Here is a 23,293-nt window from a genome sequence, read left to right as displayed (position 1 = left end):
GGCTAGGGGGATGAAAAGGTATTAAAAAGCGGCCAAGAATTTACCTTGGCCGCTGTGTGACAATTGCTTCTTTACTGGGCGCTGAGGGTGAGCAGTGCCTGAGGTGCGCTGGTATCGAGCGCGGCCTGACTGTCGAGAACAAAGACTCGTCCAGCATCAACCTTAGCGTCTTCAATCAGATATTGTTTGACCGCCAATGCGCGCTGCTGGGCGAGCAGGCCAAGGGCATCGTCAGTGAGTTGCTGCGCAGATACCAGATAGTTGTATAGGGCGATATGCCAACGGGTTTGCAGCTCCTCTTGGCTTACCTCCTGCTCGGTGTTTCGCTGCTTTATCTCTTTGAGTATCTCGTCGGGATCCCGTAGTAATGTTTTCTCATAGAGAGACTTAAGCGCATCCGATAGCACGCCCTTGGTGGGGAAGGTGCTGGCGGTGAGATCTGCTGGCAGAGCCGTTGCTTCAATCTTAGCCTCGGTGATGAGCGCTTGATGCAGCTGAGCTGTCATCAGGGCCTGGCTGTCACGGGTAAGATCTACTGCTCCCTTGGCGCTGACGGTCAGCTTAGGTCTGTCTGCCAAGCCCTTAGACAGCTTGGTTAGTAGAGACTGGCTCTCTTCAGGGAGCTGTGCTTGACCAGGCTCAAAGGCTACTTTGTCGAGCTCATCGTCCGAGCCCAGCAGTCCAGCCAGCAGACTAAAGGGGGCCGTCACGGCTTTGGTTATCACATTGGTAATGGCGGTGGCGATAATGCTGCCAAAGCTAAAGTCCGGTTCGTTGAGATCGCCAGAGACCTGCAGTCCAAGATCTATGACCCCATGTCTGTCCTGCAGCAGGGCGATGGCTAGGGTGACCGGGAGTGAGGTAGCCAGACTCGAGTCGCTCTTCTTGCCTAATTGGAGCTGGTCGACCACCAAGTGGTTGTCTCCTACCAGTTGATTGTTTTCTAGCTGATACTTTAAATCCAGTGACATCAGACCTTTATCGATATAGTAGCCCGCATAAGTCCCGGAATAGGGGTTCACCGAGGTGAGCTCAACATGTTTAAAGCTAAGATCCAGGTCCAGGTAGGGCAGCTCCAGTAGCGGATTGATCTCACCTTTTAAGGTGACCGGAGCGTATCTGTCTATCTTACCTTTGATATCGACACCTGCCGCCTTGTCACTGCCTGACGAGAGATTGGCGATATTGCCTTCGAGCTGCTCTATGCTGGCGGCGAAGTTGGGCGTTAAGGAGTTGTCGGCAAAGAAGGTTGAGCCATCTTTAAAGAGGACCTTATTGACGCTCAGTGCCATAGGTTTGGCCGCCTGTGCTGTGTCATTCGCTGGTGTGTCTTTCACACTCTCTTGGTCTGGAGCATCGCTTGCGACCAGAAGATCTTGAAAGTTTGTGGTGCGATCTTCGTTAATGACAATTCGGCCGTAGGGTTTACTCAAGGTCACTTGATCTATGGCCAGGCTATTTTCCTGCATATCGAAGATCAGTTGATTCACATCCAGTTGCTGCCACTTGACCAGCGTCTTGTTGGCCATAGTATCTTTGACCTGCAGTTCGTCCACCTGCAGCGCACCCTGATAGTTCATTTGCCCACTGGCGTCGGCAGTCAGCGTTCCTTGGCTGCTCAAGCGACCGCCATCCACCTTGATATTGACGTAAGGTGCAAGATAGGACTGGAACCAGTTAAGACCTAGGTCAGAAAGGGCCACCTGGGTGCTGACCGTTTTAGCGAGCGCGTTGACTTGCCCCTGACTCTGTAGCTTGGCTTGTTGATTAATCACCAGCGCCAGTTGGTAGTCGATAGGCTGGCTCAGGCTTTCGTCTACAGGCCCTGTGGTCAGCTCGAACTGCTCAATTTGCCAGTGGTTCTCATCTTTAAATAGCTGCTCGGTAAGGTTAAGTTGATAGTTGCTGATGGCGATTTGGCTTAGCTTTGCATGCCAGCTTGTCGCACCGGCTTCAGCCTCCGCCAGTGAGGTCTCTGTATCTGGCTTGTCGGCGCTTGCTTGCTCGTCGCCGCTCTTAGGCGCAGAGGCTGGCGCTGGTGAATCCCCGCTGAATTTAGGGGTGAGCAACATGGCTAAGTCTATCCCTTTATCGTCGAGGCGGGCATTGACTGTTAGGTCTTCAGATTGCAAGGCGTCGACTTCAAGGCTTTGGCTAGCCAGATCGGCGTTGATGTTAACCAGAGCCAAACGGCCAAGGGTGATCAGTGGCTGTTGCTCATGAGCGAGCCGCAGGGCGTTAAAGCTGAGCTCTCCTTGGGTTGCGCTGGCTTCTAGTTTGTCATCGACCAGAGAGACACGGTAATGAGTGGCGAAGTCCACATAGCCTTGGTCGAGAGACACATCAAAGTATTCATCAACAAAGGGCCAAAGCTGCGGTAGATCGATATGGGTCAGACTGATTTCACCAATGAGATCGAAAGGTGTTAATTGAACCTGACCTGTGAGGGCTATTTTGCCACCATGAGCACTGTGGAATTCCATATGATAGCGGTTGACCTTATCGCCGTTCTGGCTATCAATCTGGGTTTCGGCTATGGGGTTGTGTGAGTCGAAACTGGCGACCTTGAGGTTAACCTTGGGGTAGCTTACTTCGCCTTGGGTTATCTCGTCGATGAGCTGCAGGTTAGCATCGACGATTGCGAGGTTATGCAAGATAAAATGGGGGATCGCTTCGCTGGTCTCAGGTTCTGGCGCTGGGTCGGCTTTCCCGTTTTGGGCTAACGTCTCCAGGATATCGGAGAAATTAAACCGCAGCGGTTGCTCACTTTGGACGCGTTTAACCTTGACATGGGGGCGATCTAAAGTGATATCGGTTAGGCTCAGGCCTTGCTGAAACAGAGAATCCCAAAACTGGATATTCAGATTGAGGGCGTTAAAGCCGACAAAGGCTTGGTCATCTTTTTCATTGATGGCAAATCCCTTGATCCCGACTTCTAAGGTAAAGGGATTGATCTTCACCTCTGCCAGCGCCACGGGTCTTTGCAACTGCTTGGATAGCTGTTTTGGGACTTGTTGGGTCAAAACATAAGGAAGCAGTAGACCCAATAATAGGGTCCATGTTAAATACAGGGTAAGACTGATACCAATATATCGTTGATATTTAGGTAACTGCTTATATTTTTGTCCTAATTGAGTAAAAAAAGATGGGACGGAAGACATAATGACCTTAATGATGTTGTAGACGAACTGATAAAGATTCAGGGAAGGGCGCGGTGAAAATTACTGTCCGCACGTTTGTGAATCAGTCGCTATAATTTTAGTCGTATTATTAACGATAATGAACGACCAAACATTAAATAATTTACATTTTTACGAGATAAATCGATAGTTATGACAACATTTTACCTCGACGGTCAGGCATTTGAGGCACAAGCGGGAGAGTCCGTGTTAGACACCCTTATCCGTCATGGCCAGAGAGTAAACTACTCCTGCAAGAAGGGGGTGTGTAAAACGTGTCTGTTGCAACATGTCGATGGAGAAATGGCGATAGGTGCCCAGCGTGGACTGACCTTGGGTCTAAAGCAGCGACATTACCTCTGCTCCTGCCAATGTAAGCCGACCCCCTCTTTGCGGCTGAAATCCATTTTGCCTCAGGATCTCTTCATCGGTGCCAAGATTCAGCAAAAGCAATTTATCAATGAGGCTGTGGTGCGTATCTGTCTTTCTCTCGATGAGCCGCTGCTTCACCATCCTGGTCAATATATTAATGTTAGACGTTTCGACGGCCTCACCCGAAGTTATTCGCCGGTGAATCAGCCGGGGGATTCGCTGATCGAGCTGCATGTCAGGCGCAAGTATAATGGTCAGTTTAGTGACTGGCTCTACCACCATGCAGGGATTGGTGAGTCACTCTTGGTTCAGGGCCCATTGGGTAGTCGTTACTATCGTAACGCCTATCGGGACACTAAGTTGATTATTGTTGCCTTTGGCAGTGGCTTGGGGGTGGCTTATGGCATCCTGAATCAGGCCTTGGCGCAGGGACATCAAGGGGAGATTTTTCTTTATGTCGGCGCGCGGGATGATAACGACCTTTATCTCCATCATAAGTTGTTAAAAATGATGCTGGAACATCGCCAGTTTCAGTACCAGGCGTGCATCACGGGACAGAGTGAGAGCAAGGGCCGTCGAGTGATCCATGCCAACCCTTTTACAGAGGCACTAAAGAGTCATCAATTTGATCGTCAACAACAGCTGTTTTTGTGTGGTGAGCCTGGTTTAGTCAATGAGAGTCGAGAAGTAGCCTTCTTAAATGGCTTTCCCATCGAGCGGATCCATAGCCTCTCTTTCGAATATAAAGATCTGCGCACCCGTCCGCGAGGCTAGTCTGAGAGGTCCGACGATTTCATTCAGGTTTGCACTGTTTTTTCGGTCTCTTTATGATAACATCAAATAAATCATGAGGATGTAACTGTATTGGTCACCTATCATCCTGGGTCAATACAGGTTTCAAGGACGGAATATGCTGATTAGAATTGCGATTGAAGATGACTTGACTGCGTTAACCTCCCTATTTGACTGTTATCGTCAAAGTCTGGGGGAGGATACGGCCTTGGCCGAAAGCCTTGAGTTCATTCGTGCTCGTCTGCACGAGAATGATTCGGTTATTTTTATTGCTCAGGTTGAAGATCAGGTCGTTGGTTTTATTCAGTTATACCCCTCTTTCTGCTCTCGCTTACTCAAGCCTGTCTGGTATTTCGATGATCTGTTTGTCGAACAAAGCTTCCGCCATCGCGGTATTGCCAGGTGTTTGGTGAAAAAAGCCAAAGAACTTGCCGATGATACTAACGTGATTGCAGTGCGTCGCGAACACCTAAGCGGCGATGGCTTTATCATGGTCGATGAGAGTGAAATCAATACTTTGTTTGCCGAGTACGCTATTAACTAAAATCGATAGTCTGTCTTCAGGGATTTTGCTTGTGGTAAGATAGCGCGTTTTTTTAGTTTGGATCCTTGGAGATAAATCAGTGAATAAGAGCCTTATCACTAATTTACTGGCCGCCGTGCTGGTGGTCTGCGGCTATTTTCTTGACCTGCCTATCCTGTTTAGCGTCGGTCTGTTTGCTCTGTCTGGCGCCGTGACCAACTGGCTGGCCATTCATATGTTGTTTGAAAAGGTTCCGGGCCTCTATGGTAGCGGCGTGGTACCTGCAAGATTCGAAGAGTTTAAGGCGGGGATCGCCCACTTGATGATGGAGCAGTTTTTTACCAATGAAAACATTGATAAATTTCTGTCTCAGCAAGGAGGGAGCGTTGCCCATATTAATCTTGAACCTGTGATTGAAAAAGTGGACATGACGCCGGCGTTCGATGCCTTGGTGACCACGGTCGAACAATCCTCATTTGGCGGCATGCTGGCTATGTTTGGTGGCACAGAGGCGATTGCCCCACTGAAAGAGCCATTTATCAACAAAATGAAAGCCTCTTTGGTAGAGCTTTCTCAGAGTGATGAGTTCTATGAACTGCTCAAAAATGAGATTGAGCAGCCTGATGTGTTGGCGGATCTCAGGGCCAAGGTAAAGAGCATTGTCGATCAAAGATTGGCCGAGCTGACCCCGCAGTTGGTGAAAGAGATAGTGCAGCAGATGATCAAACAGCACTTAGGCTGGTTGGTGGTCTGGGGTGGTGTATTCGGTGGCTTGATTGGTTTACTGGCGGCGCTGCTGGGATAATATCGAGTAAATAATGAAGGGAGCCTGGCTCCCTTTTTTTATGCCTGATTGGTGGCTGTTACTAACAAGCCGATAGGACTTAATACTCGCTTTCGCTTAGGATAGTGAGTAAATTGAGTGCAGAATAATCTGCTCGTTTGCCTGGGCAGATTCGCAGCAAGGAGATGCAATGAATCAAAATTTAACTATTAATTATATTGAGATCCCTGTTAAGGATATCGCCGCGACTAAGGCCTTCTTTTCAAAGGTGTTCAATTGGCAGTTTGAAGACTATGGCCCCGAGTACAGCTGTTTTACCAATGCCGGCATTGCGGGTGGATTTTATCTGTCGGATAAAGGATTTAATATCGCCTCCGGCGCGCCTTTGATCGTCATTTATGCCAAGGCGCTGGAGGTATGTTTGACCACAGCTGCCGATGCGGGCGCCTTGATCACACAGGAGATCTTCTCGTTTCCCGGTGGTCGTCGTTTTCATTTTAAGGACCCAAACGGTAACGAGTTTGCGGTATGGTCTGAGTAAGTATGCCTCATTGTATCGTGGAATATAGCGCCCCCTTGGCGCAGCAAATAGCGATTTCAGCGCTGGTAAAGGCTGTGCATCAAGGTGCCATAGAGAGCGAACTGTTTGAGCCTGCCGCGATTAAGACTCGTGCCTATGGCGCCGAGTATAGCTGTGTCGGCGAAATCGAAGATGCCAGTTTCATTCATATTACGCTGAAGATTATGCCCGGGCGCACCGATGAGCAGAAACAGCTGTTGTTACAGGCTATCGATAGGCGCATCGCGCCCCTGTGTAGGCAAGTGTCCAGTATCACCATAGAGGTGTTAGACATAGCGAAAGCGCACTACTTTAAGCGGATAAATGGCTAGCTGAGTGTAATTTATCAGGAGCATCATGGTCTGCGGGTGAGGAAAGCTCGAGGAGTTGTTATTGAATGAAGTTTACTAAGGGCTTGTGGCTAATGGCAGGGCTTGTATCTGCTAGCCTGTTTTCTGCTAGCTTAGTGGCGAAGGAGGAGGGCGCGATACGAGTTTGTGTCGATAATTATCCCCCTTTTCAAATTTTGGTGCCGGGTGAAGCCCCAAAAGGGGAGCACATCGCAGCACTTGAGCTGTTTGCCGCTTTGTTAGAGCGGCGACTCGAGTATATTACCAGTCCCAACTTTGCCCGTTGTCTACACATGCTGGAAAATGGTGGCGTCGATCTACTGGCGGGACTCTACGCCAAGCCCGAGCGCGAAGTCTATAGCGACTTTCTGCCCTATCGCTCCGATGGCCGTTTTGTCTTTATCAGTCAGAAAACCTTGACGTCGGTGACAAGCTATGAGGATCTTACGCCGCTCACCATAGCTATCTCCCGTCAGACAGAGTATTTCGAGCGTTTCGATAAGGATGTAAGTCTGCATAAGGTGGAGACTAATGATGTGATTTCGGCGACTAATATGTTGCTTAAGGGACGCTTCGATTTGCTCATCGTCTCCGAGGTGGTTTTGCCTAGCCTAAAAGCGCGTTTCAGCGATTTTGAAAACAAGTTAAAGGTGCATCCCTACAGCTATGAAGAGGAGCGTCAGGTCTATTTTGCCGTGAGTAAGCGCCATCAGATCGGCCTGCCGCTGGCTAAGATGCAGGCGCTGATCGGTCAAGCTTATGAAGAGGGGCTGTTTATGCGGGAGATCGAGCGTTTCGCTGAGCAGAACATCGAATACTATTAAAAAAGAGACCATTTGGTCTCTTTTTTACTGAGTAGATTTAGTAAGCGCTTTCGTGTACCGACTGCACTGCGCGACCAGAGGGGTCGATGATCCCCTGTAGACTCTCGTCCCATGCCAAAGCCTCTGGTGTCGAGCAGGCGACCGACTTACCACCCGGTACAGTTTCAGCCGCTGACGGTAACGGGAAGTGCTCTTCAAAGAAGCAACGGTAGAAGTAGGCTTCCTTGGTTTCCGGTGTGTTGTAAGGGAACCTGAATTTGGCGTTTGCCAGTTGCAGATCGTCTACCTGCGCCGCAGCATGTTCCTTGAGACCATCGATCCAAGAGTAACCTACGCCATCGCTAAACTGCTCCTTCTGACGCCAAGCCACTTCTTTAGGCAACTTGTGCTCGAAGGCTTCACGCAGAATATGCTTCTCGATGCGGCCACCTTTGGACATCTTGGCCTCAGGGTTAATCCGCATGGCGGTGTCGATAAATGCTTTGTCGAGGAAGGGCACGCGAGCCTCTAAGCCCCAGGCCGCCATCGCCTTGTTAGCGCGCAGGCAGTCGAACAGGTGCAGCTTGTCTAACTTACGTACTAGCTCTTCGTGGAAGGCTTGAGCATTTGGCGCCTTGTGGAAATAGAGGTAGCCACCAAACAGTTCATCAGCCCCTTCGCCAGATAAGACCATCTTGATCCCCATCGCCTTGATCTTACGGGCCATCAGGTACATAGGCGTTGCCGCGCGTATGGTGGTGACATCGTAGGTTTCCAGGTGATAGATCACATCTTTTAGTGCGTCCAAGCCTTCCTGGAAGCTGAAGGTGATCTCATGGTGAATGGTGCCAATGGCATCGGCGACCTTTTGCGCCGCGGCGAGATCCGGTGCGCCAGTGAGACCTACGGCAAAAGAGTGCAGTTGTGGCCACCAGGCATCGCTGGCACCGTCATCTTCGATACGGCGTTTAGCGAAAGTTTGGGTAATGGCCGATATGACAGAGGAGTCCAGTCCACCGGACAGGAGCACGCCATAGGGTACATCAGACATCAGCTGACGCTTGACGGCGGCTTCCAGTGCACCTCGCAGCTCTTCGACGCTGGCTGGGTTGTCTTGCACCGCTTCGAAGGATTTCCAGTCGCGCTGGTAGTAGTGGGTCTCACCACCCTTTGTCAGGTAATGGCCAGGCTTAAAGGTTTCGACTGTCTTACAGACGGGCATCAGTGCCTTCATCTCTGAGGCCACGTAGAAGTTGCCCTCGGTATCATGACCTGTGTAGAGGGGGATGATACCCATGTGATCCCGGCCAATCAGATAGCTGTCTGTGCGCTTGTCGTAGAGCACGAAGGCGAAGATACCGTTGAGCTTGTCCAAAAATTCGGTGCCGTATTCCTGATACAGGGCGAGGATCACCTCACAATCTGAGTTGGTCTGATAGCTGTACTTGTCACCGAGTTCGGCTTTAAGTTCCTTGTGGTTGTAGATCTCGCCGTTAACGGCAAGGATCAGGCTTTCATCTTCTGACAACAGCGGCTGAGCACCGTGCTCAATATCGACGATAGCCAGACGCTCGTGGGCCAGAATAGCCTTATCGCTGGCATAGATCCCAGACCAGTCTGGGCCGCGATGGCGCAGCAGCTTTGACATCTCTAGCGCAACCTGGCGCAGCGGCGTGGCATCGGTTTGGATGTCGAGAATCGCAAATATTGAACACATAATGAAAGCTCCAAAAAACGGTATAAATCTCAGTTGCCAATCACTTTGACAGCATTTTCTTCATCTGCCAAGGCTTTTGATTGTCAAAACGTCATAAAATTGTCGATTACAAAGGTGTTTTTGTCGTTAATTTGGCCTTGTTTTTGAGGATTGTTTTGTCTTTTTTAGGTTTAATTGTGAAATCAACAATTTTAGTTTGTAATTGTCGGTGAGATTTGTGCATTCTGAATCTCAGTCCGGGTTTTGGTCGAGTTGGCAAAAAGCGACGTGACTGGCGGATAAATAAACAAAAAGGCTTCCAATGGAAGCCTTTTTACTTATGTCCTTGCCAAAAGCGGATTTATTCGGCGGTTGCTGTTGTCGTTGTTTTGGCCGGACGCAGTTGATGGAACTCTGTGCCCGCATAATAGCCTGGCCAGTCGCCGTTGTTGCCTAGGCGCTGGGCAGCCTGATAGTAGACCCCAAGATCTTCTATGGCGCCAGAGAGATCCCAATCGGCGCGATACTCATCGCACACATTGTGGTAACAGCCTTTCATCTGCTCTTTCATCTCCGCCTTGTATTTTGCCGTGGCTTCATCGACAGGGTTATTACCGCCGCCGGCAAACACTGCTGGTACGCCATATTTGGCAAAGCTGAAATGATCTGAGCGGAAGAAGCCGCCTGACTCAGGCCGTGTTTCACTGACCGCGGTGCGTTGTTGGCTGCTGGCCGCATCGACAAGGTAAGTTTCAAGTTGAGACTTACCTTTACCCACTATGGTGAAATCCGATGTACGGCCATAGATATTGGTGCTGTCCAGGTTAAACACTGCAACGGTTTTTTCTAGTGGATAAAGTGGATTAGCGGCGTAGTATCGCGAGCCCAGTAGTCCTTGTTCTTCGCCAGTGGTGGCGATAAAGGTGAGCGAACGCTTGAGTGGCTTACCCTGTTTGGCTTGCGTAGCAAACTGACGAGCGATTTCAAGGATACCAGCTGTGCCCGAGGCATTGTCCAGAGCACCGTTATAGATCTGATCGCCACTCTTGTTTTGGTCCATTCCTATGTGATCCCAGTGGGCGGTAAAGAGGATATGTTCATCTCTGGCGTCCTGTCCGGGGAGCGTAGCAACCACGTTATAGCTGTTGGCGTATTCGGCCTTATTGCTAAAGGTAATGTTGGCGGTTTTTTCTAATGCGACGTTGACCGGGCTGCTGGCGGCGCGATCCCGTAAAGTGGCTAGGGATAACCCTGCGCTGTTAAACAGTTCGTTGGCTTTTTCCTTAGTGATCCAGCCTTCTACCTGTACACGGCTATCCTGGATCGCTTTATCGAGCACCAGATCTTGTTGAGCGCCAGTCCAGCTGTTCTCTACCACAGACCAAGGATAAGAGGCCGGCTTGGTGTCGTGGATGATGATGGCGCCCAGAGCGCCCTGGCGACTGGCTTCTTCAAATTTATAGCTCCATCGGCCGTAGTAGGTCATTGCCTTGCCGTTAAATTTGCCCGACTCGGGCAGGGCAAAGCCTGGGTCGTTGACCAGGATAAGGGCTATTTTGCCCTTCATATCCAGATCTTCATAATCGTTCCAGTCATATTCTGGCGCCGTGATGCCGTAGCCGACAAAGACTAAAGGAGCATCTTTGATGTCGATGCCTTGGTTATCGTGGCGGCTACCCAGGACGATATCCTGGCGGTATTGCATCGGCAGGTCGCCCAGAGTCACTTGCTGTGACTCGCTGGCGGTGTAACTGACCATAGGCACGGCTTGTAAGAAGCTACCGTCGTTAGCTCCGACTAGCCCGGCGGCGGCAAAGGCCTTACTGAGATAATCTAAGGTGAGAGTTTCACCTTGGGTGGTTGGGGCACGCCCTTCAAACTTATCTGAAGATAGGGTTTGAATATCCAGTCTGAATCTGGCTTCGTTAAATTCTGGAGTTTTGGCGTCGGCGCTTATGTCTGACGTATGCTGACTGCAGGCACTAAGTAGTACCAGTGCACAGGCAGGTAGGGCAAATCGCATGTGACTTCCTATTGTTATTGTTATCATCGTAGTAAATCGCTGATCATACTAGCTTGTTAAAACACCCGATAACTGCGTTAGCATTTTTGAATGTAGAATAACTACTTATCAAAAAGTTCTGCCTTGTTCTCGAACGTTTTTCTTAGGCTGTTTCTGATCACTGACTTACTGTGATGGGTATTATTAATCGCGCCAACATGATGAACTAAGAAGAGCGTCAATATCAAGGGAGGTGGGGCGATTAAATGTTACGCTTTATGTTTAGCAGAGAGTGAATGAAAGCAGGGCAGTTAGCGATAAATCTTGTTTAGGCTAGGGATAAAAATCACGCGGTCTGGGCCGCGCGATTTAGCTAGTGATTTCTGTGGTCAATAGACTTAGATGACGTCGATATCGCCAGCACAGTCAAACACATGATTCGGTCTAAAGGGTTCTCTGTCGATATCTTTGACCTGGCTGACGCCACTGGTGACTAAGATGGTTTCAAGACCGGCTTGGAAGCCTGCCAAGATATCGGTGCGCATATTGTCGCCGATGATCACAGTGTTTTCCGAATGCCCGCCGATATGGTTCAGGGCGCTGCGGATGATCCAGGAGCTGGGTTTACCCACATAGAAGGGTTTGCGGCCGCAAATGCGCTCGATTGGGGCACACAGTGCGCCACAGGCTGGGCTGTGCGACGGGCCGTGGGTATCTGGGTTGGTGGCGATAAAACGGGCACCACTGGCGATAAACTGGGCGGCCTTGTGGATCATATCCCAGTTGTAGGAGCGGGTCTCGCCGACAATCACAAAGTCGGGGTTGATGTCGGTAATGGTAAAGCCCGCTTTATAGAGCTCGTGGGTGAGGGCGCCTTCGCCAATCACGTATGCCTTGTCGCCAGTCTGGTGTTTAAGAAAATCGGCCGTGGCCATGGCTGAGGTGTAAAAGCACTCCTCTGGTACGTGGATCCCGGCGGCGCCGAGACGATTTTGCAGATCCTTACCTGTTTGCACCGGATAATTGGTCAATAAGACCAGAGGATTCCCTTGTTCAAGAATGCGATGGATGAACTTATCGCTGCCAGGGATCAACTTATTGTCATGTAGCAGCACACCATCAATATCACAAATTACATTTTTCATCTTAGGTCTCGTCTTGCTAGCAGAAAGTCAATTGCCTTCATCTAAAACCAATTGTGCTTTAAAAACAATGTAATTTAGTGAAATATTTAGCCTTGCCGCTAGTAGACCTGATTTAGTCATAAGTGGTTTAGTCATAAGTGTTTGGGGCGCGAGTGGCACTTCCCACTCTTAACTTTTCTTTTTGAGTTTCGCCTGGGCAATAAAAAAGAGACCCTTGGGTCTCTTTTTTTGTTCGTCTCACAGCACTAAATCTCACAACGCTTAGTCTCAAAGTGCTTAGTCGGCGGCATAGCCCATTGGGCCAAGTGGCTCGTTGTCAAGGTAGGCCTTGCCGTCTGCCATACGCAGACGCTGCTGACTAAACCATTTTACGACCAGCGGATAGATGGCATGTTCCTGTTCATGTACTCTTGCTGCCAGCATGCTGGCATCGTCTTCAGAGTAGACGGGCACTTTTGCCTGCAGGATCACCGGGCCAGCATCCAGTTCTGGCGTCACAAAATGCACGCTGGCACCGTGCTCGCTGTCACCGGCGTCGATAGCCCGCTGATGGGTATGCAAGCCGGTATATTTCGGTAGTAGCGAGGGGTGAATGTTGATCATTCGCCCTTCAAACTGTTTCACGAAATCATCGCTTAGGATACGCATAAAGCCCGCAAGCACGATCAGGTCGGGTTGATACTTATCGATAGCCGCCTTGAGACGCAGATCGTAGTCGCTGCGAGATTCACCCTGATGGGGGATCACGCAGCTGGTGTCTATCTCGCTGTGATGCGCGCGCACTAAACCGTAAGCGTCTGGCTTGTTACTGATAACGCCAACCACTTCGGCTTGCAGGTTGTCATCACACCCGTCAATGATAGCTTGCAGATTACTGCCGTTACCAGAGACAAGGACGAGAACGCGACAGCAATCTGTCATTAGAGGATCTCCACCTGCTCTTCGTCACCATTGCGGTTGGCAATGTCACCGATTAGCCAAGCGTTTTCACCTTCAGCCTTTAGCAGTGCCAAAGCAGATTCAACCTGATCTTGTGGTAGGGCGATGATCATGCCGACACCACAGTTGAAGGTACGGTACATCTCAAATTCTGCGATGTTGCCGTTTTCCATCAACCAGTTAAATACAGTTGGCCATTGCCAAGAGTCACCTTTTACGACGGCTTTGGCATCATCGGGTAGTACGCGTGGGATGTTTTCCCAGAATCCGCCACCAGTGATGTGAGCCATTGCGTGAACGTCGTGCTTTTCAAGCAGCTTAAGCAGCGGTTTAACATAAATCTTGGTGGGTTCCAGCAGGTGATCGATAAGTGGCTTACCTTCAAGATCTTGCTGCGGATCCGCTTGACTGACTTCGAGAACCTTACGGATCAGCGAGTAACCGTTTGAGTGAGGACCGCTTGAGCCCAGCGCGATAAGCGCATCACCGGCAACGACTTTAGAGCCATCGAGTACATCTTCTTTTTCCACAACGCCAACACAGAAGCCAGCTAAGTCGTAGTCTTCGCCTTCATACATGCCTGGCATTTCGGCGGTTTCACCACCGATCAGGGCGCAACCTGACTGAGCACAGCCTTCAGCGATGCCGTTAACGACAGAGGTGGCTGTTTCTACATCTAGCTTGCCTGTGGCGTAGTAATCGAGGAAAAACAGTGGCTCGGCACCGGCAACGATAAGATCGTTAACACACATTGCCACGAGATCGACGCCGACGCTGTCATGCTTTTTATAATCGATAGCCAGTCTAAGCTTGGTACCAACACCATCGGTGCCAGACACAAGAACTGGATGTTTGTACTTAGTTGGCAACTCACAAAGTGCGCCAAAACCACCTAGGTTGCCCATAACTTCTGGACGGTGGGTACGTTTAACAGCAGATTTGATATTGTTAACCAGGGCATTGCCTGCGTCGATATCAACACCTGCATCTTTATAGCTTAGCTGGGTAGGAGTGCTCACGGAGGATCCTCTCGGGTACATCGTTATTGGATTTTTATGCGGCGCTATTCTATCAGCTTGTGTGGGCACTCGAAAGGGATGATTTTGAATATTCAAACGGACTTAGGTCACGATTTGCCGTGTTTGTAAAACTTTAAGTTTTCGATTGTGAACAAATCTACTAGAATCGGTACAATTTGCTGAAAAAAACTGGAATAGCATCAGGAGAGAACGATGAAAGTGGTCGAAGTTAAGCATCCTTTAGTACGTCATAAGATTGGATTAATGCGTGAGGGAGACATCAGTACTAAGCGTTTCCGTGAGTTAGCGGCAGAAGTCGGTAGCCTGTTAACCTATGAAGCGACAGCTGACTTTGAAACCGAGACGGTCACCATTGAAGGGTGGAACGGTCCAGTTGAAGTTGAGCAGATTAAAGGTAAGAAAGTGACCGTCGTGCCAATTCTTCGTGCCGGTCTGGGTATGATGGATGGCGTGCTTGAGCATGTACCTAGCGCGCGTATTTCGGTAGTCGGTATCTATCGTGATGAAGAAACCCTAGAGCCAGTGCCATATTTCGAGAAGCTTGCCAGCAATATGCATGAGCGTATCGCATTGGTCGTAGACCCTATGCTGGCTACAGGTGGTTCTATGATCTCGACCATCGACCTGCTGAAAGAGCGCGGCTGCACCGCAATCAAAGCATTGGTATTGGTGGCGGCGCCTGAAGGGATTGCTGCACTGGAAAAAGCGCATCCTGATATTGAGCTTTATACCGCTTCTATCGACCAGTGTCTCAACGAGAATGGCTACATTCTGCCAGGTCTGGGTGATGCCGGTGATAAGATTTTCGGTACTAAGTAATTACCGTGAACTAATTAATGCGTAGTAAGTTTTAATAAGTAGTAAGTTGCCGCGCAATCAATAACACAATAAAAAAGGAGCCTTAGGCTCCTTTTTTATTGCTCGTGATAATTACAGCACCATGGCTGCTATCCAACCCGAGATCAACAACGGAATATTGTAATGGATAAAGGTTGGGATAACGCTATCGCGGATATGGTCATGTTGACCGTCGGCGTTAAGACCCGCAGTTGGCCCCAGGGTCGAATCTGATGCTGGCGAGCCTGCATCGCCTAGCGCCGCTGCCGTGCCCACGAGGGCGATGGTGGCTGGTACTGAGAAGCCAAAGCTAATGGCCAGTGGTACATAGATAGTGGCGATAATGGGAATGGTAGAAAATGATGAGCCAATCCCCATGGTGATGAGCAGGCCGACCACCAACATTAAGAATGCTGCCAAGGCTTTGTTATCACCAATAAGATGGCTGAGGGAGTCTACCAAGGTGCTTACATCCCCAGTGGCTTTGACCACAGCGGCAAAGCCTGCTGCGGAGATCATGATGAAACCTATGTTGGCCATCATGCGCACGCCTTGGTTAAAGATATCCTGATCGGCGACATGTTTGAGCGCCCCTGAAAAGCTAAAGATGATAAAGCCGATGAGTGCACCGAAGATCATTGAGCCAGTATAGAGCTGGACGATGAGAGTCGATGCAATGGCGATCAGGGCGATGAAAATATTACGGCGATTTAGGGTTTCTTCGGGCTCGGCCGCCAGAATCAGTTCTTCTTTATACTCTCTAGGCTTACGGTAGCTGATAAACACGGCGATAAACAGGCCAAATACCATGCCCAGGGCTGGGATCAGCATGGCTGGTGGGATCTGCTCACGCACGGCTTCCAAGTTGTTACTGGTGAGGTTCGATAGCAAGATGTCATTTAAGAAGATGCCACCAAAGCCCACAGGCAAGATCATATAGGTGGTCACTAGGCCAAAGGTCAACACGCAAGCGACTAGTCGTCTATCCATTTTGAGCTTAGACATTACATGCAGTAGCGGCGGGATCAGAATCGGTATAAAGGCAATATGGATCGGCAGAATGTTCTGTGAAGAGACCGCCATCGCCAGGATAGCCAGTAGCAAGAGCCAGCGTACCTTGTTGATGTTACCAGGGCTTTGTTCTTGACCTAGCTGAGCGATCACCTTACGGGAGATAAGCGTGGTGAGGCCAGAGTGCGACAAGGCGACGGCAAAGGCGCCCAGTAGGGCATAACTCAGGGCTATCTGCGCGCCCCCGCCCAGGCCGGTATTAAAGGCTTCGACCGTTTGCTGAAGGTCCATGCCGCCGACGAGCCCGGCGACCAGGGCACTCACGGTGAGCGCGATGACGACGTTTACTCGCGCAAGGCTAAGGCCCAACATCAAGCAAACGGCTATAACAACTGCATTCATATTGATTCAATCTGATTTTTTAATCTGTAATGGGAAGCTATTTTTGCCAGCAATAGCCCGTGTTGTCCAGCGCCAAGGCGTTTTAACTTTGAAATAAGACAGAGATGTAACTGAACTGTATTCAAGTTTACTGCGTAAGTGTAAACATGCATACCAAGGTCGGGGGCCGCAGGTGATAAGTTAGGCAACTCGATGAATTTTTATTATAAAAGGTGACAATGATCCCAAATTACTTGTGTCCCGCTGGTGACTGCCTATAATGCTTTGGAGTTCATAATTAAAAGCTTTTTCAATCCATAGATGGAGATATAAAATGAGCGTATTAGTAGGCCGTCCGGCTCCTGATTTCACTGCTGCAGCAGTTCTTGGTAATGGCGAAATCGTAGATAGCTTTACCCTGAGCGAAGCGATTAAAGGAAAGCCAGCTGTAGTATTCTTTTACCCACTTGATTTCACTTTCGTATGCCCATCTGAGTTGATTGCTTTCGATCACCGCATGGAAGAGTTCAAGAAGCGTGGCGTAGAAGTTATCGGTGTTTCAATCGACTCTCAGTTCACTCACAACGCATGGCGTAACACTCCTGTAGACAAGGGTGGTATCGGTCAAGTGCAATACACGCTAGTTGCTGACGTGAAGCATGAGATCTGTAAAGCCTATGACGTTGAGCATCCAGAAGCCGGTGTGGCTTTCCGTGGTTCTTTCCTTATCGACAAAGAAGGTCAGGTTCGTCACCAAGTGGTTAACGATCTACCACTAGGTCGTAACGTTGATGAAATGCTACGTATGATCGATGCGCTTCAGTTCCACGAAGAGCATGGTGATGTTTGCCCAGCTGGTTGGGAAAAAGGTGACAAGGGTATGGACGCAAGCCCACAAGGTGTTGCTTCTTACCTGACTGACAACGCTGACTCACTATAATCTTAAGATAGTAGTTTGTAGCTAAAAAAGCCGCGAGGATCGCGGCTTTTTTGTTTTTGCTATATAAATGATGCACGTTGATACGGTTAAGGACCAAAACTATAGGCTCGTAGGTATTACGTCGCATTAAAACATATTCAAGGAGTGATAAATGAATCCGATGGAGTTTGATGTTCCTGAAAAGGATAAACTTTCTTTTAGTCAGTACTACAAGCGCAATATTGCCCCAAAATGTGCATCCTATGAAAAGATGCGCTTAGATGCTGTCAAGCGATACAACGAACGAGCCAAAATTGCTAAACCCTTAGGCCAACTCGTCATCCCATTATTTCTCGTCGGATTTGCCGTGATGTATTATAGCTTAGCAGTGCTTGATGACGGCCAACTATTCACCATAAGTCTGCTCGGTACCATGACGGTATTTGCAATGATCGCAGGCGTTTATGTTTGGGCATGTGGCGAAGTGACTAAATTAAGCGGAGACATTTTTAGTGAGCTTTATCCTATTCTCATTCGTTATTTTGGTAAGGAATTTAAACTCAATCCGCCAAATTTGCCAGAGTTAGAAACGTACAAAGATTACGGTATCTTACCTAAATATGACCGTGGCTATTTTAAAGACTCCTTCAAAGGGAAGTATCAAGGCATTAAATTTTTGCTACGGGAATTAGGGTTGGATGTAAAAGATAGTACTAATAATGATAATCAAACCCGATACAAAAATATTTTCAATGGCATATTAATTGAATTTGATATCTCTAAACGTTTTTCAGGTATTACCCTGATTAGCAAAGATAGAGGCATGTTCGGTAACAAATTGGATGCCTTCAAAAGTGATTTATCGCGGGTTAGGCTCGAAGATGTAAACTTTGAAAGAGAGTTTGAAGTGTACAGTAGCGATCAGGTTGAAGCTCGTTACTTGCTTAATACCGCGACGATGGAACGCTTGCTCTCAATAGGGCGCTTCTATAATTCTGAACTGGAAGCTTGTTTTAAAGACGGGAAGTTACTGCTTAAAATAGCGAGTAGTCATGATTATTTCCAATCTAAACTAGATATCCAAAAAGAGTTAAGCTTTCAAGAAGATATTGAACAATTGTTTAAAGAGTTAGAAGAGATTTTTGCGCTAATTAATACGCTAAAATTAAATCAATACACTGGGTTGTAAACGGTGCTTTAATATCGTTTCATTGTTAAAAAGGGGATAGCGGTGCTATTGCGCTGCATCCCCTTTGATATTGTGATGAGGTAAACCGTTAAAGTGGCACTATCTAGAGTGCATTAACTGGATTTGATCATCGCGCTAACTTGAACTGCTATCTTGGCTTTCGCTCTGTTCTTCCATTGAATCGTCGGCATTATCAGAGCTAAGTGGCCATCCGCCTAAAGCTTTCCATTTGTTCACAATATGGCAAAACAGCTCGGCGGTGCGCTCGGTATCGTAGAGGGCTGAGTGTGCCTCTTTATTATCGAATGGGATGCCGGCAATCTCGCAGGCCTTAGCTAGCACTGTATGCCCTAGAGCCAGACCTGACAAAGCCGCAGTGTCGAAAGTCGCGAAGGGATGAAACGGCGTGCGTTTTAAGCCATTACGTTCTATCGCCTTGGTCACGAAACCATGGTCGAAGGAGGCGTTGTGGGCCACTATGATGCTGCGATGACAATCAGAGGCTTTTTGATGCTTTTTGACCTCTTTAAAGATCTCCAAAAAGGCCTCTTTCTCACTCACTGCGCCGCGCAGTGGATTGCTTGGATCTATGCCGTTAAAGGCGAGGGCTTCAGGCTCTAAGTTAGCCCCTTCGAAGGGCTCGATGTGGTAGTGCAGTGTCTTGTCTAATACCAGATCACCCTTCTCATCCATCTTTAACATGGTAACGGCGATCTCCAGCAACGCATCGGTTTGGGCATTGAAGCCCGCAGTTTCAACATCAATAACCACGGGAAAGTAACCACGAAATCTGTGGTTAAGTTTGTTTGCGTCGCAAATTTCGCTCATTAAAATATCCAAAATGATGAGTGGGTGGCTATTATGAAGTATCGGGTGGGAGCTTGTCATGTTTGATTGGTCAATATATAGGCTAAAGGAAAGCTAAATAAGGCCGATAGGGATAAGTAACCTAATTAATAAGAGTGATTGTCTATGTGGTTGAGAGTGCTAAGTGCGATGACATTCGGTATTGGCTTGAGTCTTACGACGACGGCACATGCAGAGTTGCGTCACTATGTGGCCTCTTTGGAACAGTCCTCATGGCGTTTAAGCGACGCCAGTCCCATCATCTGTCGTCTCGAACATGAGATCCCAGCATACGGAAAGGCGGTGTTTACCAGTCGCGCCGGTAAAGATCATGATTTGAACTTTAGTCTGGATATGTGGGTGAAGCCCGATGAGGTCACTAATGCCAAGCTGATGAGCATGGCACCTGCTTGGCGCCCGGGTGTGGTGTCTCGTCCAATCACCGAGCTGACTTATCAAAAATACTTTAGCGGTGAAGTGCCGAAAAAGGCGGCTTGGTCCATGCTCAATGAACTTGAGCGCGGCATGCAGCCAACCTTTTATTATGCCGATTGGTATAACCGTTCCAGTAAGGTGGCAGTCGGCCTATCCGCGGCCAATTTTGGCCGTCGTTATGCCGAGTTTAAATCATGTCTGGCCAACCTTTTGCCTTATAGTTTTGAAGATATTGCCTTTACTGTGCTGACCTATGAGTTTGGGGGACAAGAGTTAACCCGTTACTCCAAGGCGCAGATCGCCAAGGTTCAGGAGTATCTCTCTTATGATCCTGAAGTCGAACTTGTGTTGATTGATGCTTATACCGATAGTTTCGGTGGGCGTTCGGTCAATAAGAAGGTATCAGAGAAACGAGCGGATTCAGTTAAGCAGCTATTCCTGTCTGCAGGGATCCCACAGGAGCGAATTCACACTCTAGGTCATGGTGAGCGTCGTCATGTGGCCTCCAATGCGACCATAGATGAACGTGCCCGAAATCGACGTGTCGTGATCCGTCTGAGTAAACCGCTCTAACTTTTTCCAGAAGCGTTTCATGCATTAGCAAACCGGTCTTAATGGCCGGTTTGTTGTTTCTGTCGTTTGGCGTTTGGCAGGCATTGATTACGATATTTAAGGAGAGTGGGATTTTAAGGCAAAAAAAAAGCCCACTTAATCTTAAGTGGGCCGCAAATAATATATTGCAATCAACAAATTGAAGGAAGGAAGTCAAGCATAAGAACCAGGGATGAATTCACGTGACTGGCACGGGAAATCGGAGTTCTTGTTTTCATATCTACCAGCGCGGTAGACACTTCCTGAAAACGAGACGAATTATAGGGTCAGACCATTGCTCCTACAAACTAGAAAAATTCCCGCCTCAGATTAGTATTTCTAATATCAAATGAGCGCTCTGGAAGTGGTGAATTCATACATATTGGCTATTTGCGCTTGATTAAGCAAAATTGTTGCATAATTTCACGATTTATATAATTCATCCATGTTGTTTTTTTATTAACAGGTATCTCAGGCAAGCCCCTGATTAGTTTATTTGTAACCATTGCACGGTTTTTTTTTACTTGTATAGTACGTCGTAATTGGGCGCTTGCTCACAGGTTTACCATTAATAATAACGAGATATCCAGGATGGCTACACATGGCTCTTAAGACGATATTATCAAAGCAACACCTTTTGCTTGCCGGGATAGGTTTGGCACTCATGGGCTGTCACTACCATGCCAGTGAACCGACATCGGCACAGCTTGCTACTCAGCCTCAAGGGGTTGTCGAGACTTTGCATGGGGTAGAGGTCGCTGATCCCTACCGTTATCTAGAGGAAGAAAGTGAAGCGACTCACAGCTGGGTCAAGCAACAGCAGCAGGCAGGACATGATTTTCTAGCCCAGTTGGAAAATAAGCAGGCGATTGTCGATCGTATTACAGAGCTGTGGAACTTCGAGAAAGTGACGGCACCCATCGAGCGTGGCGATAACACCTTCTATTACCGCAACGACGGTTTACAAGCGCAGTCTGTGCTTTATGTGAAAAACAAGGCTGGCGAAGAAAAAGTGGCCTTAGATCCCAATAGCTTCTCCACTGATGGCACTGTGGCATTAAGCGGTGTCTCGGTTAGTGGCGATGGTAAAATTATTGCCTATGGCGTTTCGAAGTCAGGTTCGGATTGGCAGCAGTGGCAGTTTGTCGATGTGGCAAGTGGCGCAATGCTAAAAGATGAACTTAAGTGGATTAAGTTTTCTAGTGCTGAGTGGAGTCACGATAATCAGGGTGTCTACTACTCTCGTTATGACGCGCCCGAAGGTGGCAACCTGTTGGCCGACGTTAACTTTAATCAGAAGGTCTATTTTCACAAGCTAGGCACAGACCAATCTGAAGATAAGTTAATCTATGAGCGTCCTCAAAACAAAGATTGGGGCTTTGGCGCCGAAGTGTCAGAGCAAGGCGATTATCTGCTGATCTCTATCTCTCAAGGGACTGACAGCCGAAATCGTTTCTTCTATAAGTCGCTTACCCAAGCTGACGCCCCGGTAGTGGAGCTGATCAGTGAGCTGGAAGCAGAATACAGCTTCCTGGGTAATGATAAGTCTGTTTTCTATTTTAAGACTGATCTAAATGCGCCTAACGGTAAGATAGTGGCTATCGATGTGAATCGTCCGGCTAAGGCAAATTGGAAGACCGTTATTCCTGAGTCGAGCGACCCCATCGCAGCTGTATCCATTATCAATGATCATCTGGTGGTGAGCTATCTGCACGATGTGCTGGGTAAGTTAACCATTTTTAGCATGGACGGTGTTAAGCGTCAGGATGTCGATCTTCCGGGCAAGGGTAAGATTGCCGGTCCCTATGGCAAGCGCAGTAAAGATTACTTCTATTACACCTTCAATAGCTATGTGCAGCCACAGACAACCTATAAGTTTGATTTTAAAACCGGTCAGTCTAGCCTGTATGCCAAGCCAAAGATCGCCTTTAACCCTGAAAACTATGTGTCAGAGCAGGTGTTTTACACCAGTAAAGATGGTACCCGCGTGCCAATGATGATCTCATATAAGAAAGGTTTGACCCTAAATGGCGAAAATCCAACTCTGTTGTATGCCTACGGTGGTTTCTCAATTTCGCTTACTCCAAGATTCAGCCCAGCCAATATTGCCTGGATGGATATGGGAGGCGTGTACGCCGTGCCTAACCTACGTGGTGGCGCCGAGTATGGTGAGAGCTGGCACCAGGCCGGGATGTTCGATAAGAAGCAAAATGTATTTGATGATTATTTTGCTGCGGCCGAGTATCTGATCGACAACAAATACACCAATAGCAGTAAGCTAGGTGCCTATGGTCGTAGTAATGGTGGTTTGTTGATGGGCGCCGCCTTGACTCAGCGACCAGAGCTTTTTGCCGCCGTGTTGCCAGCTGTTGGTGTGCTGGATATGCTGCGCTTCCATAAGTTCACCATTGGGTGGGCGTGGACCAGTGAGTATGGCAGTGCCGATAACGCCGAACAGTTCCCTGCGCTGCTTGCCTATTCGCCATACCATAATATCGCCGAACGTGATTACCCAGCTACTATGGTAATGACGGCCGACCATGATGACCGCGTCGTGCCTCTGCACAGCTTTAAGTTTGGTGCCCTGTTACAAGACAGGCAGACGGGTGATGCGCCTATCATCATGCGTATCGAGTCTAAGGCGGGCCATGGTGCCGGTAAGCCGACAGCGATGAAGATAGATGAGTTTGCCGATATTTATAGTTTCTTAATGCACAACTTTGGCCTTGCAGTGCCGAGTAAGATTGGTGGTTAAGCAGACAGAGTTAAAAGGGAAGTGAATAACTTCCCTTTTTTATTAACAAAATTTTATGCACTAAGTCTTAGTCTGCAGGGCTTCAAGCATTCACAATTGCCTGGGCACTCGGTATAGTAGGCGTCTGTTTAATCTGAATGCTGGG

Annotated in this window: 19 protein-coding genes; 11 read left to right on the top strand and 8 right to left on the bottom strand. The window is 48.5% G+C overall.

From position 1 onward, the window contains the following. Positions 1-71: 71 nt before the first annotated feature. Positions 72-3,161 carry a DUF748 domain-containing protein gene (locus CFF01_RS11835; RefSeq protein WP_088904919.1) on the bottom strand — a complete coding sequence of 1,030 codons (3,090 nt, stop codon included), beginning with the start codon at positions 3,159-3,161 and terminating at the stop codon, positions 72-74. A 171-nt stretch (positions 3,162-3,332) separates the two neighbouring features. On the opposite strand from CFF01_RS11835, the gene CFF01_RS11830 reads away from it, so the two are divergent. The 6 genes from CFF01_RS11830 to CFF01_RS11805 all read left to right on the top strand — a co-directional run bounded on the left by CFF01_RS11830 (position 3,333) and on the right by CFF01_RS11805 (position 7,383). After that, positions 3,333-4,325: a 2Fe-2S iron-sulfur cluster-binding protein gene (locus tag CFF01_RS11830; RefSeq protein ID WP_088904918.1), complete on the top strand. Its 993-nt coding sequence runs from the start codon at positions 3,333-3,335 to the stop codon at positions 4,323-4,325. A 136-nt stretch (positions 4,326-4,461) separates the two neighbouring features. Next, positions 4,462-4,887: a GNAT family N-acetyltransferase gene (locus CFF01_RS11825; protein ID WP_088904917.1), complete on the top strand. Its 426-nt coding sequence runs from the start codon at positions 4,462-4,464 to the stop codon at positions 4,885-4,887. A gap of 79 nt (positions 4,888-4,966) precedes the next feature. Further along, entirely contained in the window at positions 4,967-5,671 is a 705-nt protein-coding gene (locus CFF01_RS11820; RefSeq protein WP_033539996.1) for a hypothetical protein, read from the top strand. Between the two features lie 169 nt (positions 5,672-5,840). Beyond that, complete coding sequence (locus tag CFF01_RS11815; RefSeq protein WP_088904916.1) at positions 5,841-6,191, top strand: VOC family protein; 351 nt, start codon at positions 5,841-5,843, stop codon at positions 6,189-6,191. A 2-nt stretch (positions 6,192-6,193) separates the two neighbouring features. Continuing rightward, on the top strand, positions 6,194-6,541 hold the full coding sequence (locus CFF01_RS11810; protein WP_088904915.1) for a 5-carboxymethyl-2-hydroxymuconate Delta-isomerase: 348 nt from the start codon (positions 6,194-6,196) through the stop codon (positions 6,539-6,541). Between the two features lie 65 nt (positions 6,542-6,606). Then, positions 6,607-7,383, top strand: a complete 777-nt coding sequence (locus CFF01_RS11805) for a substrate-binding periplasmic protein (RefSeq protein WP_088904914.1) — start codon at positions 6,607-6,609, stop codon at positions 7,381-7,383. Between the two features lie 37 nt (positions 7,384-7,420). Here CFF01_RS11805 and asnB read toward each other — a convergent pair whose 3' ends face one another. The 5 genes from asnB to purM form a co-directional block, all read right to left on the bottom strand. Next, the gene (asnB, locus tag CFF01_RS11800; RefSeq protein ID WP_088904913.1) at positions 7,421-9,079 is read right to left on the bottom strand and encodes an asparagine synthase B; all 1,659 of its coding nucleotides are present in this window, start codon (positions 9,077-9,079) and stop codon (positions 7,421-7,423) included. A gap of 340 nt (positions 9,080-9,419) precedes the next feature. After that, positions 9,420-11,081 (bottom strand): M28 family metallopeptidase, encoded by a 1,662-nt coding sequence (locus tag CFF01_RS11795; RefSeq protein ID WP_088904912.1) that lies wholly within the window; start codon positions 11,079-11,081, stop codon positions 9,420-9,422. A gap of 377 nt (positions 11,082-11,458) precedes the next feature. Next, a complete protein-coding gene (locus CFF01_RS11790; RefSeq protein ID WP_033539990.1) occupies positions 11,459-12,205 on the bottom strand; it encodes an HAD-IIA family hydrolase in 747 nt (248 codons plus the stop codon). Between the two features lie 276 nt (positions 12,206-12,481). Then, positions 12,482-13,126 (bottom strand): phosphoribosylglycinamide formyltransferase, encoded by a 645-nt coding sequence (purN, locus tag CFF01_RS11785; RefSeq protein ID WP_088904911.1) that lies wholly within the window; start codon positions 13,124-13,126, stop codon positions 12,482-12,484. After that, on the bottom strand, positions 13,126-14,163 hold the full coding sequence (purM, locus tag CFF01_RS11780) for a phosphoribosylformylglycinamidine cyclo-ligase (protein ID WP_033539988.1): 1,038 nt from the start codon (positions 14,161-14,163) through the stop codon (positions 13,126-13,128). The genes purN and purM overlap by 1 nt, the downstream gene beginning before the upstream one ends. Before the next feature lie 213 nt (positions 14,164-14,376). On the opposite strand from purM, the gene upp reads away from it, so the two are divergent. Then, the gene (upp, locus tag CFF01_RS11775) at positions 14,377-15,003 is read left to right on the top strand and encodes a uracil phosphoribosyltransferase (RefSeq protein WP_033539987.1); all 627 of its coding nucleotides are present in this window, start codon (positions 14,377-14,379) and stop codon (positions 15,001-15,003) included. 111 nt (positions 15,004-15,114) lie between these two features. Here the strand turns inward: upp and CFF01_RS11770 are convergent, their stop codons facing one another. Next, on the bottom strand, positions 15,115-16,434 hold the full coding sequence (locus CFF01_RS11770) for a Na+/H+ antiporter family protein (protein WP_088904910.1): 1,320 nt from the start codon (positions 16,432-16,434) through the stop codon (positions 15,115-15,117). A gap of 313 nt (positions 16,435-16,747) precedes the next feature. Between CFF01_RS11770 and CFF01_RS11765 the strand changes: the two genes are divergently transcribed. After that, complete coding sequence (locus tag CFF01_RS11765) at positions 16,748-17,353, top strand: peroxiredoxin (protein WP_033539985.1); 606 nt, start codon at positions 16,748-16,750, stop codon at positions 17,351-17,353. A 151-nt stretch (positions 17,354-17,504) separates the two neighbouring features. Next, positions 17,505-18,521 (top strand): DUF3137 domain-containing protein, encoded by a 1,017-nt coding sequence (locus CFF01_RS11760; RefSeq protein ID WP_088904909.1) that lies wholly within the window; start codon positions 17,505-17,507, stop codon positions 18,519-18,521. Between the two features lie 135 nt (positions 18,522-18,656). Here CFF01_RS11760 and rnt read toward each other — a convergent pair whose 3' ends face one another. Further along, positions 18,657-19,349: a ribonuclease T gene (gene rnt / locus CFF01_RS11755; RefSeq protein ID WP_088904908.1), complete on the bottom strand. Its 693-nt coding sequence runs from the start codon at positions 19,347-19,349 to the stop codon at positions 18,657-18,659. A gap of 168 nt (positions 19,350-19,517) precedes the next feature. Between rnt and CFF01_RS11750 the strand changes: the two genes are divergently transcribed. Together CFF01_RS11750 and CFF01_RS11745 are read left to right on the top strand one after the other, a co-directional pair. After that, on the top strand, positions 19,518-20,375 hold the full coding sequence (locus tag CFF01_RS11750; protein ID WP_088905941.1) for a flagellar protein MotY: 858 nt from the start codon (positions 19,518-19,520) through the stop codon (positions 20,373-20,375). A gap of 619 nt (positions 20,376-20,994) precedes the next feature. Then, positions 20,995-23,148, top strand: a complete 2,154-nt coding sequence (locus CFF01_RS11745) for a prolyl oligopeptidase family serine peptidase (RefSeq protein WP_088904907.1) — start codon at positions 20,995-20,997, stop codon at positions 23,146-23,148. The last annotated feature ends 145 nt before the right edge of the window (positions 23,149-23,293 follow it).

Source organism: Shewanella marisflavi, from assembly GCF_002215585.1.
GTDB lineage: Bacteria > Pseudomonadota > Gammaproteobacteria > Enterobacterales > Shewanellaceae > Shewanella > Shewanella marisflavi.
Note: the sequence above shows the minus strand (reverse complement) of the source record. Positions and strands in the feature narration are given on the sequence as shown.